The organism is Pseudomonas sp. Pso3, from assembly GCF_055393275.1.
Map to the genome: position 1 here is coordinate 2,727,501 of NZ_AP043687.1, position 12,308 is coordinate 2,739,808.

Annotated in this window: 11 protein-coding genes (1 of these 11 only partly in view); 6 read left to right on the forward strand and 5 right to left on the reverse strand. The window is 66.7% G+C overall.

The window, feature by feature from the left end; translation table 11 throughout:
• Positions 1–1,004, forward strand: partial view of a UvrD-helicase domain-containing protein gene (locus ACZ5R1_RS12790; RefSeq protein ID WP_077173018.1) — the 3' portion only. The gene continues 919 nt to the left of window position 1, outside the view; 1,004 of the gene's 1,923 nt are visible here — the last part of the coding sequence; its start codon lies off the left edge, out of view; it ends in the stop codon at positions 1,002–1,004.
• 90 nt (positions 1,005–1,094) lie between these two features.
• Here the strand turns inward: ACZ5R1_RS12790 and ACZ5R1_RS12795 are convergent, their stop codons facing one another.
• The 4 genes from ACZ5R1_RS12795 to ACZ5R1_RS12810 all read right to left on the reverse strand — a co-directional run bounded on the left by ACZ5R1_RS12795 (position 1,095) and on the right by ACZ5R1_RS12810 (position 5,635).
• The gene (locus tag ACZ5R1_RS12795; protein WP_027597829.1) at positions 1,095–2,270 is read right to left on the reverse strand and encodes an L-rhamnonate dehydratase; all 1,176 of its coding nucleotides are present in this window, start codon (positions 2,268–2,270) and stop codon (positions 1,095–1,097) included.
• 92 nt (positions 2,271–2,362) lie between these two features.
• Entirely contained in the window at positions 2,363–3,376 is a 1,014-nt protein-coding gene (locus tag ACZ5R1_RS12800; RefSeq protein ID WP_044342358.1) for a 4-hydroxythreonine-4-phosphate dehydrogenase PdxA, read from the reverse strand.
• Positions 3,373–4,323, reverse strand: coding sequence for an amidohydrolase family protein (locus ACZ5R1_RS12805; protein WP_464712349.1), 951 nt, complete (start codon positions 4,321–4,323; stop codon positions 3,373–3,375). The genes ACZ5R1_RS12800 and ACZ5R1_RS12805 overlap by 4 nt, the downstream gene beginning before the upstream one ends.
• Positions 4,316–5,635 (reverse strand): MFS transporter, encoded by a 1,320-nt coding sequence (locus ACZ5R1_RS12810; protein ID WP_464712350.1) that lies wholly within the window; start codon positions 5,633–5,635, stop codon positions 4,316–4,318. The genes ACZ5R1_RS12805 and ACZ5R1_RS12810 overlap by 8 nt, the downstream gene beginning before the upstream one ends.
• 292 nt (positions 5,636–5,927) lie before the next feature.
• Here ACZ5R1_RS12810 and ACZ5R1_RS12815 point away from each other — a divergent pair, with 292 nt between their 5' ends.
• The 5 genes from ACZ5R1_RS12815 to ACZ5R1_RS12835 all read left to right on the forward strand — a co-directional run bounded on the left by ACZ5R1_RS12815 (position 5,928) and on the right by ACZ5R1_RS12835 (position 11,289).
• Positions 5,928–6,926 (forward strand): tripartite tricarboxylate transporter substrate binding protein, encoded by a 999-nt coding sequence (locus ACZ5R1_RS12815; protein WP_464712351.1) that lies wholly within the window; start codon positions 5,928–5,930, stop codon positions 6,924–6,926.
• A 28-nt stretch (positions 6,927–6,954) separates the two neighbouring features.
• On the forward strand, positions 6,955–7,473 hold the full coding sequence (locus ACZ5R1_RS12820) for a tripartite tricarboxylate transporter TctB family protein (protein WP_044342354.1): 519 nt from the start codon (positions 6,955–6,957) through the stop codon (positions 7,471–7,473).
• Positions 7,470–8,990, forward strand: coding sequence for a tripartite tricarboxylate transporter permease (locus tag ACZ5R1_RS12825; RefSeq protein WP_108582179.1), 1,521 nt, complete (start codon positions 7,470–7,472; stop codon positions 8,988–8,990). The genes ACZ5R1_RS12820 and ACZ5R1_RS12825 overlap by 4 nt, the downstream gene beginning before the upstream one ends.
• Positions 8,991–9,082: 92 nt before the next feature.
• Positions 9,083–10,036, forward strand: coding sequence for a LysR family transcriptional regulator (locus ACZ5R1_RS12830; protein ID WP_027597822.1), 954 nt, complete (start codon positions 9,083–9,085; stop codon positions 10,034–10,036).
• A gap of 221 nt (positions 10,037–10,257) precedes the next feature.
• Positions 10,258–11,289, forward strand: a complete 1,032-nt coding sequence (locus ACZ5R1_RS12835) for an AraC family transcriptional regulator (RefSeq protein WP_042136465.1) — start codon at positions 10,258–10,260, stop codon at positions 11,287–11,289.
• Here the strand turns inward: ACZ5R1_RS12835 and ACZ5R1_RS12840 are convergent.
• Entirely contained in the window at positions 11,286–12,263 is a 978-nt protein-coding gene (locus tag ACZ5R1_RS12840; protein WP_464712352.1) for an AraC family transcriptional regulator, read from the reverse strand. The genes ACZ5R1_RS12835 and ACZ5R1_RS12840 overlap by 4 nt on opposite strands.
• Positions 12,264–12,308: the final 45 nt, after the last annotated feature.

Here is a 12,308-nt window from a genome sequence, read left to right on the forward strand (position 1 = left end):
CCGAGACCCTGGGGTTGCGGGTCGGCTCTATAAAGAGCAGTCAGCTGGAGTGCTCGACGCGGGACCGGATCTTCCTGGAGGCCATGCAGCAATTCTGGCGACACTTCGGCAAGCTGCTGAAGGAACAGCGGCTGATCACCTTCAATACCGCCTTCGCCGTGCTGACGGATCGCCTGGAAAAGAAGCCCAGTCGCGCCCTGATTGCCCGTCTGCAGCCCTTCACCCATTTGCTGATCGATGAATTCCAGGACATCTCGCCGCAGATCGCCCTCTGGCTGCAGCAGGTACAGCGCAGGCTCGCCGAGGAGCAGGCCGCGCCTTCGCTGATGGCCATCGGTGACGACTGGCAATCCATCTATGGCTGGCGGGGCAGCTCGCCGGAGCTGTTCATTCACTTCGACCGCTGGTTTCCAGGCCAGACGCCCAGCCAGACACTGATGCTGGGGACCAACTACCGTTCTTCACCGGACATCGTGGCGGACGGCGAACGCATCCTGACGCAGGTACGCCACAAGCAGCCCAAGAAGACCCAGGCCTTTCACGCGGCGGATGACCAGGGTCATGGGGTCAAGGTCGTGCCGCAATTCGATATCGCCCGCCAGTTGGCTGCGTTGCTGTACGAGATCGAGGCGCAACGGACGTATGCCGCGGAACGAGAGCGGCCGGAGCGGTGCGCGGTCATGGTGATGAGTCGCCTGAACGCGCCCTTGAAAGCCATCAACGAGCAGTTGGGACGTCAGCCAGGCGTACGCACCTGCACCATTCACCGAGCCAAGGGCCTGCAGGCCGAGGTGGCGATCGTGCTGGACGATGGCCAGCCCCAGCAGCCCCATCCGCTGCGCAACGCCCTCTATGCGACCAGCGGACACTTCCAACAAAGCTATGACGACGCCATGGCGGACGAGGCGTTGCGCCTGAGCTATGTGGCGGTGACCCGTGGGGTCAGCCGGGTGCTGTGGTACACCCGGCAGCCACGAGGTGCGGCGGCGATATTGGCGGGTTGAGTCAGGTGGCGTGGCGAGTGCTGTCACCCGCCGCATGAACGCAGGATGGCTGCCGCACAGCACGGGCGGCAGCCAGACCAGACCAGACCACTACTCGATCACATCGAAATCCTTGAGGTGTTCTTCGGACAGTTCCAGGCCCAGGCCGGGTTTGTCGTCGTCGAGTTGCAGGTAGCCGCCGACGGGCTGGGGTTCGCCCTTGAAGACGTAGTAGAAGAGTTCGTTGCCTACCTCCACGTCGAATACCGGGAAGAACTCGGCCATGGGCGACGCGGTGCTGGCCATGGTCAGGTGGTAGTTGTGCATCTGGCCGGCGTGGGGAATGACCGGCACCGACCAGGCTTCGGCCAGGGCGTTGATCTTGCGCGCGGCGGTGATGCCGCCGACGCGGTTGGTGTCGTACTGAATGACGTCCACGGCGCGGCGTTCGAGCAGGTCCTTGAAGCCGTAGGAGGTGAATTCGTGCTCACCGCCGGAGATGGGCATGATGCCCATCTTCTTGAGTTCGACGTAGCCTTCGATGTCATCGGCGATGACCGGCTCTTCCAGCCAGCGCGGTTCGAATTCGGCCAGCTTGGGCAGCATGCGGCGGGCGTATTCCAGGGTCCAGCCCATGTAGCACTCCAGCATGATGTCGACGTCGGGGCCGGCCAGCTCGCGCAAGGCGCGCACCTGCTCGATGTTACGGCGCATGCCGGCGGGGCCGTCCTTGGGCCCGTAACCAAATCTCATCTTGAGGGCGTCGAAGCCCTGGTTGAGATAGCCCTGGGCTTCTTCCAGAAACAGATCCAGATTGTCATTGGCGTAGAGCTTGGAGGCGTAGCAGGGGATCTTTTCCTTGGTCCGGCCACCCAGCAACTTGAACACCGGCTTATCTACCGCCTTGCCCATCAGGTCCCAGAGCGCCAGGTCCACGGCGGAGATGGCGGCCATGCCGATGCCCTTGCGGCCCCAGGCGTGGGTGCGCCGATACATCTTCTGCCAGAGGTATTCGTTGTCGAAGGGATCCTGGCCCAGGACGATGGGGGTCAGGTAGAGGTCGATGATTTCCTTGGCCACCCGCGGCGCCAGGGCGCAGTTGCCGAGGCCGACCAGGCCGCTGTCGGTTTCGATCTCCACCACCAGCCAGCCGTGGAAGCGGAAGGAGCCCATGGCGTCGCCGCGCTCATAGAGGATGTCGGTGGCGTTGGTGCAGAAGTGCGCCTGAGGCGGAACGACCTTGCCCTTCCATTCGAAGACGCGGGTGCGAACGCTGGTAATTTTCATGGTGAGGTTCCTTTTTCGAGCATGAGTAAGGCCGTCCGGCCCCAGGGACCGGTTCGGCGGATTCGGGAGGCGCCTGGACGCCGCGGCAGCTATCAGTGGCGGGAAGCGCCCAGGCGGCAGGCGATCTCGAAGGCCTGACGGGTCGCACCGACATTGGCGCGGCCCTGACCGGCGATGTCGAAGGCGGTGCCGTGGGCGGGCGTGGCGATGGGAATGGGCAAGCCGCCCTGCACCGTGACCCCACGGGAGAAGCCCATCAGCTTGATCGCGATCTGGCCCTGGTCGTGGTACATGGTCACCACGGCGTCGAAGGCGCGGGCGTCGCCCTGGACCTTGAGAAAGATGGTGTCCGCGGGATAGGGGCCGTCGGCGGCGATGCCCAGCGCCCTAGCGCGCTCGACGGCCGGGCCGATGAGGTCGATCTCCTCGCGGCCGAAGCTGCCGTTGTCGCCATTGTGCGGATTGAGGCCGCAGACACCGATGCGCGGTCGCGCCAGGCCGCTGCGCTTGAGTTCGTTGTCGATCAGCTGGATGGCTTCGATCACCCGCTCCTGGCTAAGCAAGCCAGGGACATCCTTCAGGGCGACATGGGAGGTCACCCGCGAGGTCCAGAGATCGTCCAGCACGTTGAATTCGCAAAATGGCCCCTGGTAGCCGAGGTGCTCGGCGAACCAGTGCAATTCGTCGTTGTGGCCCATGCCTGCCAGGTGCAGGGAGGTCTTGTTCAGCGGACCGAAGAGGATGGCGTCGGTGTGGCCCGCCCGGGTCAGGTCGAGGGCGACGGCCAGGGTGTCCAGGCTGTAGCGGCCGCCGACGACACTGGCTTCGCTGCGGGGAAACGCGCCTTCCGCAGCGCCCCGGTAGGGATACAGCAGGGGTACGTCGTCCTGGAAATCGAGGGCGTCCAGGCTATCGATGGGGCGGTAGGGGTATTCGCAACCGGCGATGCGCATGCCGGTGCGGGCCTCCTCCTCGTCGGCGATCAGCACCAGGCGGGCGCGGCTGCGCACCTCGGGATCGGCCAGCAGGCGGGCGATCAGCTCGGGGCCGATGCCGGCCGGATCACCCAGCACCAGGGCCAGGCGGGGAAGCGTGGAATTGCTCATGCGGAAGTCCTCAGGTAGGTGTCCAGGCGAAAGACGTCGGCCACCGGGCGATACAGACGCTGGGCGGTGTCGTGGAAGAGGCGGCGCTGTGCCGTGATGGGCAGGTCGGCCACCAGATGCTTAAAGCCGCCGATGATGGTGTCGTAGCTGCCGCACAGACGATCGACGGGAAAGTTGCTGGCGAACATGGCGCGTTCCGCGCCGAAGACGGCGATGGCCTCGTGCACGATCCAGGCGTTGTCTTCGGCGCGCCACGGCTGGCCGGCGAGGCCCAGCCCGGAGATCTTCAGCGCCACGTTGGGCCATTCGGCGAGGCGGGCCAGGGCCGCGCGCCAGGCGGCCAGACCTTCGGCGCTGCGGTCGGACGGCAGCCCCGTATGGTTGAGGATCAGCTGGGTGGCCGGGAAGTCCCGCGCCAGGCGACAGGCTTCGTCGAGATTCCACCAGGGCGTCTGCAGATCGAAGTGCAGGCCGTGGCGCTGCAGTTCGGCGTAGCCCTGGCGCCAGCGCTCGTCGCTCATCAGGGTGCGCTGGCTGCCCACCTCTTCCGGGCGCGCCGGGCCACCGGGCTTGTGTCTGACGCTGCGCACCCGTTCGAAGGCGGCCTGGGCGGCGAGCAGCTCGGCGGCGTCTGCCGCATCCAGCCAGGCCTGGGCGACCACCGCATGGGGCGCGCCATGGCGGCGTGCCAGGTCATGGACGTAGCGGGTCTCGCCCAGGGGATCACGCGGATCCCACTCGGTCTCGACATAGACCGTCTGGACCACCTGGTGACCGGCCGCGTCGGCCAGGTAGTGCTCGGGCAGATAGTCACCCTTGATGGCGTTGTAGTCGCCATAGCGGAAGGGGATGGTTTCCGTGCCGGACAGCCAGGGGTGGAAGTTGCGCCGGGGCTCCCAGAAGTGATGATGGGCATCGACGATAGGGCCGTCATAGAGCTCAGCCATGCTGCACCTCCCGCTGGTCCAGGACGATCAACAGGGTGCCGAGGATGAACAGGCCCGAGCAGAGAGCGAAGAAGCCCAGCACCGCGGGATAGCCACCCAGGTGCTGCAGCAGCAGGCCGACCAGGATGGGTACGGCGATGCCGCCGAGGCTGCCGGCCAGGTTCATCACCCCACCGATCAGGCCGACGCGTGCCGGCACCGCCAGCAGCGCCGGGAAGCTCCAGTAGAGGCTGCCCCACATGAGGAAGAAGGCGGTGAGCGACAGCAGCGCCACGGCGGCATAGGGATCGCCCAGCCGCGGCAGCAGCAGGAAGGCCGCCAGCGCCACCAGGCCGGAGCAGGACAGCAGTCCCTTGGCGGCGAGGCCACGACGCACGCCCTTGCGCACCAGCAGGTCGCAGAGGAAGCCACCGACCAGGGAGCCGGCCGCCCCGCAGAGGAAGATGACGAAGGTAGCGGCGCCGATGCCCTTGATGTCGAAGCCGCGGGCCTGGGCCAGGTAGCTGGGCCCCCAGGTCAGCAGGCCGAAGAAGACCATGGCCCAGCTGGCGCGACCGATGAGGATGCCGGCCAGGGAGCGACGGGCGATGCCCAGGCCTCGAGCGCCGGCCTTGGCCGCCTGGGCCACCGAGGTGGTGCGACCTTCGTTGATGCGCGCCAGCTCGGCGGCATTGACCCCGGGGTGGGCGGCTGGGTCGTCCCGGAGATAGCGCCAGGCGAGCCAGGCCATGGCCAGGGTGGCGATACCGGCGATGAAGAAGGCGGTGCGCCAGGAACCGAAGACGGCGATCAGGTAGGCGATGAGCAGTCCGCCCAGGGCCACGCCCAGCGGTCCGCCGCAATCCATCAGCACCGCGCCACGGCCGCGCTCGCTGGAAGCCAGCCAGAGGGAATTAAGCTTGCCACCGGCCGGAAACAGCGGCGCTTCGGCAGCGCCCAGGGCGACCCGGACGAAGATCAGCGACAGCCCGCCGGTGGCGAAGGCGGCGAGGGTCTGGAAGACGCCCCAGAGCCCGGTGGACCAGCCGATGACGCGGCGCGGGCCGTAGCGGTCGATCAGCCAGCCGCCGGGAATCTGCAGGAGCGCATAGGCCCAGAAGAAGCTGCTGAGAATCAGCCCCTGGGTGGCCGGCGTCAGCTGGAATTCGCGGGCGATGGTAGGCATGGCGATGGACAGCGACACGCGATCCACCAGATTGATGACCGTAAGACCGAAGATGATGGCGAAGATGCGCCAGCGGACGCGGGAAGCCTGGAGCGCCGTGGGCACGGCGGCTTCGCCGAGGCGTGAGGAACGGGACGTCGAGAGCATGGCATGGACCCCTGGGATTCTTGTTATGGGTGTTCAGCTGCCGGCTGGCGAGGTCGACTATCAGCCGAGGGGCGATAACCGTCTAATCAAATCTGCGCATAGGTGTATAGCCGCAGGATATAGGTCGTTTTTCGCTCGTCACTACAGCCCTTTTGCCGTGCGGAGTCAGATGAAGAGCAGCGCCAGGCATAACCCCAGGCTATAGGTGCATGCCTTCTTTTGACTGGTCAGGATCGCCGGGTGCTGCGCACACTCGGCCCACCCAAAACAACGACAAGAAAGAGGTAGTCCCATGCGCAGCACTTCCCTGCTCGCCGCCCTCCCCCTGTGCCTGGCCGCTGTGGTGGCTCCCGTCGCCGAGGCTGCCTGGCAACCCGAGGGCAAGGTGGAGATCGTGGTCGCCGGTGGTCCCGGTGGCGGCACCGACCAGCTCGGCCGACTGATCCAGTCGATCATCACGCAGCACAGGCTGCTCGACGCCAGCACCGTGGTGATGAACAAGGGTGGCGGCAACGGCGCCGAGGCCTTCCTGGAGATGAAGATGGCCAAGGGCGAGGCGGACAAGCTGGTCATCGCCACCAACAACGTCTATCTGCTGCCGCTGACCGCCAAGCTCGGCTACCAGCTCGCCGACCTCACCCCGGTGGCGGCCATCGCCGAGGATGACTTCATCCTCTGGAGCTACGCCGACGCGCCCTGGAAGGACGCCCAGGGCTACCTCGACGCCATCAAGCAGGATCCGGCCGGCAAGCGCATGGGTGGCAGCCAGTCCAAGGACGTCGACCAGACCCTGACCCTGCTGCTCAATCGCACCGAGGGCACCAAGCTCACCTACATTCCCTTCAAGAGTGGCAGCGAGGCGGCGACCCAGCTGGCCGGCAAGCACATCACTTCCAACGTCAACAACCCCAGCGAGAGCCTGAGCCAGTGGCGCGGCGGCCAGGTGGTGCCGCTGTGCGTGTTCAGCCAGGCGCGCATGACCTATACCGCCAAGGTCACCGAGACCCAGGCCTGGTCCGACGTGCCCACCTGCAAGGAGCAGGGGCTGGGCATCGACCAGTACCGTTTCCCGCGCACCGTGCTCTTGCCGGGCGGGGTCAGCGAGGAACAACGGGCCTTCTATGTGGAACTGCTGCGCAAGGTCAGCCAGACGCCGGAGTTCAAGGCCTACATCGAGCGCAATGCGCTGGTGCCGACCTTCCTCGAAGGCCAGGCGCTGCAAGACTACATCGCCCAGGACACCGCCCGGGTCACCCCGGTGTTCGAGGACGCGGGCTGGCTCAAGCGCTGATCGGCGCACCGACACAGGAGAGACGGCCATGGCCGGAGATTCTCTGATCACCACCCGCTGGGTGGAACTGGGGTTGGCGGCCTTTACCGCTGGCCTTGGCGGCATCGTGATGGTGGGCAGCCTGGAACAGGGTATCGGCTGGGGCGATGCCGGCCCCGAGCCGGGCTACTTCCCCTTCTACATCGGCCTGCTGCTGACCCTGGCCAGTCTGGCCACGGCGCTGCAGACCCTGTGGCGCTGGCAGGCGCTGCGCACCAGCTTCGTCGAACGAGCCGCCTTCGGCCAGGTGCTGCGGGTATTCCTGCCGATGCTGGCCTTCGTCGTCGCCCTGCCCCTGCTGGGCCTCTATCTGACGGCCTTCCTGTTCATCGCCTGGTTCATGGCACGGGATCGCCAGCGGCAAAGGCGCTACGGCGCCTGGCAGATCCTCGCCACCGCCGGCGGCGTGAGCCTGGCCAGCTATCTGATCTTCGCCCTCTGGTTTAAGGTGCCGCTGGATGCCGGGCCCCTGGCCGACCTCGCCCGCCTGCTGAGGAGCCTGTCATGAGCGAATTCGACTCCCTGATGCACGGGATGGGGCTGATCCTGTCCTTCCACCACCTCGCCCTGATGGTGATCGGCGTGCTGCTCGGCATCCTGGTCGGGGTGCTGCCCGGCCTGGGCGCGCCCAATGGCGTCGCCCTGCTGCTGCCGCTGACCTTCACCATGAGTCCGACCTCGGCGATCATCCTGCTCTCCTGCATGTACTGGGGCGCGCTGTTCGGCGGCTCCATCACCTCCATCCTGTTCAACATCCCCGGCGAACCCTCGTCGGTGGCCACCACTTTCGACGGCTATCCGCTGGCGCGCCAGGGTCGTGCCGGCGAAGCCCTGACCGCGGCCTTCACCTCGGCGCTGCTGGGCGCCCTGGTCGGGGTGCTGCTGCTGACCTTCCTCTCCAGCCGCATCGCCGCCTTCGCCATGGAATTCAGCTCGCCGGAGTTCTTCGCCGTCTACCTGCTGGCCTTCTGCACCTTCATCGGCATGAGCAAGAATCCACCGCTGAAAACGGTGGCCGCCATGATGATCGGCTTCGCCATGGCGGCGGTGGGCATGGATACGGTGTCCGGCAATCTGCGCCTGACCTTCGACCAGCCGGCCCTGCTCTCGGGCATCAGCTTCGAGGTGGCGGTGATCGGCCTGTTCGGCATCGGCGAGATCCTCTGCACCGTGGAGGAAGGCCTGGTCTTTCGTGGCGAGCAGGCGCGCATCACCCTGCGCACCGTGCTCGGCACCTGGAAGCAACTGCCGCGCTACTGGCTGACCTGGCTGCGCAGCGCCCTGGTCGGTTGCTGGATGGGCGTGACGCCCGGTGGCCCTACCGCCGCCTCCTTCATGAGCTACAGCCTGGCGCGGCGCTTTTCGAAGAACCGCGAGGGCTTCGGCAAGGGCGAACTGGAAGGGGTGATCGCGCCGGAGACCGCCGACCACAGCGCCGGCACCAGTGCCCTGCTGCCGATGCTGACCCTGGGCATTCCCGGCTCCGCCACCGCCGCGGTGATGCTCGGTGGCCTGATGATCTGGGGCCTGCATCCGGGGCCGACCCTGTTCGCCGAACAGCACGACTTCGTCTGGAGTCTGATCGCCAGCATGTACCTGGGCAACGTGGTCAGCCTGATCGTGGTGCTGGCGACGGTGCCGCTGTTCGCCGCCATCCTGCGCATCCCGTTCTGCATCATCGCGCCGATCATCTTTACCGTCTGCGTGATTGGCGCCTACTCGGTGCACAACAGCCTGTTCGACGTCTGGCTGATGCTCGGCTTCGGCATCCTCGGCTATGCCTTCAAGAAGCTCGGCTATCCCATCGCCCCCTTGGTGCTGGCGGCGGTGCTTGGCGACAAGGCCGAAGACGCCTTCCGCCAATCGATGCTGTTCTCCGATGGCCAGCTGGGCATCTTCTGGTCCAACCCGCTGGTGGGCAGTCTGACCACCGCGGCGTTGCTGATGCTCTGCTGGCCGTTGCTCGCGCGGTGCCTGCAGGCGCTGCGCCTGGGCCAGCCGCGGGCCAAGGTACGGCCGTCGTGAACGCCCCGGCCTGGCGCGGACGCACCCCACCGACGCCAGGCCCGGGCTCATGCGCTACCCTAGCCGGCTCCCCTGCCCCAAGGTCCGCCAGCATGACGCGCATTCCTGATGCCCATACCATCCACAGCCGTCTGCGCCTGCGCCAGTTGCGGCTGGTGCTGGCACTGGCGGAATTCGGCTCGCTGCGCCGCGCCGCCGACGACATCGGCATGACCCAGCCGGCCGCCACCAAGATGCTGCACGAGATCGAGAGTCTGCTTGGCGTGGGGCTGTTCGAGCGGCTGCCGCGCGGCATGCGCGCCACGGCCTTTGGCGACACGGTGATCTACTACGCGCGGATGGTGTTCGCCGAACTCTCGGGCATGCGCGAGGAGCTGGTCGCGCTGGAATCGGGCAATCTGGGCCGGGTTGCGGTGGGCGCCATCCCGGCGCTGGCCTCGGGCCTGCTGACCCGCACCATCGCCACCCTAAAGCAGAGCCATCCGCGGCTGTCCATGTCCATCCAGGTGGATACCAGCGACGTGCTGGTCCAGGCGCTGCTGCAGGACCAGCTCGACGTGGTCCTGGGCCGCATTCCTACCGGGGCCCGCGCAGAAGAGTTGCTGTTCGACAGCCTCGGCGAAGAGGTGCTCTGCGTGATCGCCGGCGCCCAGAATCCCCTTGCCCAGGCCACTCATCTCACCTGGGGCGAATTGCAGGAGCACACCTGGGTGCTGCAACAGCACCCCAGCCCGATGAGGGCCATCATCAACCAGGCCTTCCACGACGCCCGGGTCGACATCCCCGGCAGCATCGTCGAAACCACCTCCATCATGACCCTGCTGGCGCTGCTGCAGCAGACCGACATGCTCGGCGTGACGCCGTTGTCGGTGGTCAACGACTATCCCGGTCGCCATCTGCTGGCGGTGCTGCCCATCGCCTTCGAACCACGACTGCCGCCCTATGGACTGATCCGTCGCCGCCACCGGGTGCAGTCCTCGGCCATGCAGACCTTCATGGCGGCAGTGCGCAGCGAGCATGGGCGACTGCGCCAAGATGACGCCTGAGCGGATGGCGACCGGCCTGGCCGCTGATCGCCCGAAACCCTTTGTTAGACGCCTTGCTTGGCCCGCCCCTTGCAAATTCCCCTGCAAGGCCGACCGCGATCGGCCAAGAACGAGTTCCGCTGCCCACCGACTATCCGCTGACTGCAGCCGCTATCCGCTGGCTGCAATCGGCAGGAAACAAAAGGGTGCGCGGGGCCACGCCTGTGTGCAAGGAGGTAACAATGACCCAAGACGTCACGCCCTCCGAAAGCGGAGAGCGCTTTCGCCAGACCCGGCTGTTCTGTTCGAGCAGCCTGCAATTTCTCGTGGCCGACCGGGATGCGGCCTGTCAGGGCGTCAGCAAGGTGTTCAAGCCCCATGAGCTGAAACCGGTGCAGCGCGGCGAGGTGGTCAGCGCCAGCCTGCACCACATCAGCCGCGGGCGACTGTCGCTCAATCGCCTGGAATACGGCACCGACGTCGATATCGATCCCCAGTGCCTGCAGGACTTCTATCTGGTCCAGATCCCGCTGACAGGAGGCGCCGACATCCATTGCGGCGCGGTGGATTTCCAGTCTTCGCCGCAGGTGGCAGCATTGCTGTCGCCGGAGTTGCCCGTGCGCATGAGATGGTATGGCGGCGCCGCGCAGCTGGTACTGCGCCTGGAGCGCGCCGACCTGGAGCATCACTGCGCCCAGCACCTGCCCCAGCAGGGTCGCCTGCCGCAATTCGATCCGCGGCTGGACCTGGGCCAGGCCGGTGGCGCCTACTTCCTGCAACTGCTCGGCCTGCTCATGGACGGCCTGGCCGATCCGGCGCATCCGATCCACCAGCCGCTGGTGCTCAAGCAATTCGAATCCTCGCTGCTCAATGCCCTGCTCTATGGCCAGCCGCATTCCCTGCACGGCCAGCTGGAAGGCACCCGCGAGCGCAATGTCTCGCCCTACTTCATCAAGCGCATCGAGGCCTATATCGCCGAACACCTGCACGAGCCGCTCAGCGTGGAAACCCTGGCCGAACATGGCGGCGTCAGCGTGCGCACCCTGTTCGCCGGCTTCCGCACCTATCGCGGCACCACCCCCATGCACTATCTGCGCGACCTGCGCCTGGAGCGGGTCAACGAAGAACTGCGCAGCGGCCGGGTGGAATCGGTGACGGACACCGCCTACAAATGGGGCTTCGCCCACCTCGGCAGGTTCGCTCAGGAATACAAGCGCCGCTACGGCGAGTCTCCTTCGGAAACCCGCCGCTTTCGCGGGGCGCTCTCCAGCTAGTTGAGACGCCGTCCCGCCAGGGTCTGCGACGGCGTCTCGCCGAACGCCTGGCGGTAGTCGCTGGCGAAGCGCCCCAGGTGCTCGAAGCCCCAATCCAGGGCGATGCGCGAGACGCTCGCGCCGTCACGACGCGCCAGCAGCAGGCGCCGCACCTCTTCCAGCCGTAGCCGCTTGAGATAGGCCATGGGCGGCTGGCCGTGATAGCGGCGGAAGCTGGCATAGAGCTTGGACCGGGATACGCCGGCCACGCGCTCCAGACTCTCCAGCGAGGGATTCTCCCGCGCATGGGCTTCGAGATAACGCCGCGCCCGCAGGAGAAACTCGGGATAGCCCGTCCCTACGCCTTCCTCCAGAGCCGCGGAGTAGTTGTGCGGCTGGGCCAGCAGCAGGCCCTTGAGCAGCATCACTTCCAGGTCGTTAGCCAGTGCCGGCTGGCCGTAGAGCGCCTGGACAGCGCTCCAGCCGTCCAGCAATTGGCGCACCCCCTGCCACCACGCCGCGACCGCCGGGCGCGCCAGTTCCATCTCGCCGGCAAAGCTCAGGGGCGCCGCCAAAGGCCGGCCCAGCAGGCCCTCCGCCACCTCCTGCAGGGCTTCGCGGCGGATCACCACCTGCAGCTTGAGGCAGTCGGCAGCCATGTCCAGCCGCTGCCATTCGTGGGGCGCGACGACCATTCCGCACTGGCTGTCGGAACGTATGCGCGCGCCGCGTCTGGCCAGCGACTGGCGCCCCTGCAGCGGCAGGCTGAGGCTGTAGGCATCCAGGGCGTCGATGCCGATCTGCACCGCGGCGCCATAGCCGATCCGCCCCAGCACCGTGGCTCGGCCCGGCAGTCGCAGTCCTTGGTGATGGAAACTCAATTCGGCGCCGCTGCGGGTTTCCAGGCGATGCGGACCGGCCACCGCGCTCATCCAGCGACACACCTCGGCGACCTGGCCACTGTGCGTCTGCACCTCGAAATTCGTCTGCTGCATGCTGGGCTCCTCCGCTGGCTGGTTCCATGCTGCACGCCGCGTGCC

Excerpts from the sequence above, each read along its gene's own strand:
- ACZ5R1_RS12815 (WP_464712351.1), top strand. The coding sequence starts at position 5,928 with ATGCGCAGCACTTCCCTGCTCGCCGCCCTCCCCCTGTGCCTGGCCGCT.
- ACZ5R1_RS12840 (WP_464712352.1), bottom strand. The coding sequence starts at position 12,263 with ATGCAGCAGACGAATTTCGAGGTGCAGACGCACAGTGGCCAGGTCGCC.
- ACZ5R1_RS12810 (WP_464712350.1), bottom strand. The coding sequence starts at position 5,635 with ATGCTCTCGACGTCCCGTTCCTCACGCCTCGGCGAAGCCGCCGTGCCC.
- ACZ5R1_RS12830 (WP_027597822.1), top strand. The coding sequence starts at position 9,083 with ATGACGCGCATTCCTGATGCCCATACCATCCACAGCCGTCTGCGCCTG.
- ACZ5R1_RS12805 (WP_464712349.1), bottom strand. The coding sequence starts at position 4,323 with ATGGCTGAGCTCTATGACGGCCCTATCGTCGATGCCCATCATCACTTC.
- ACZ5R1_RS12800 (WP_044342358.1), bottom strand. The coding sequence starts at position 3,376 with ATGAGCAATTCCACGCTTCCCCGCCTGGCCCTGGTGCTGGGTGATCCG.
- ACZ5R1_RS12825 (WP_108582179.1), top strand. The coding sequence starts at position 7,470 with ATGAGCGAATTCGACTCCCTGATGCACGGGATGGGGCTGATCCTGTCC.
- ACZ5R1_RS12795 (WP_027597829.1), bottom strand. The coding sequence starts at position 2,270 with ATGAAAATTACCAGCGTTCGCACCCGCGTCTTCGAATGGAAGGGCAAG.
- ACZ5R1_RS12835 (WP_042136465.1), top strand. The coding sequence starts at position 10,258 with ATGACCCAAGACGTCACGCCCTCCGAAAGCGGAGAGCGCTTTCGCCAG.
- ACZ5R1_RS12820 (WP_044342354.1), top strand. The coding sequence starts at position 6,955 with ATGGCCGGAGATTCTCTGATCACCACCCGCTGGGTGGAACTGGGGTTG.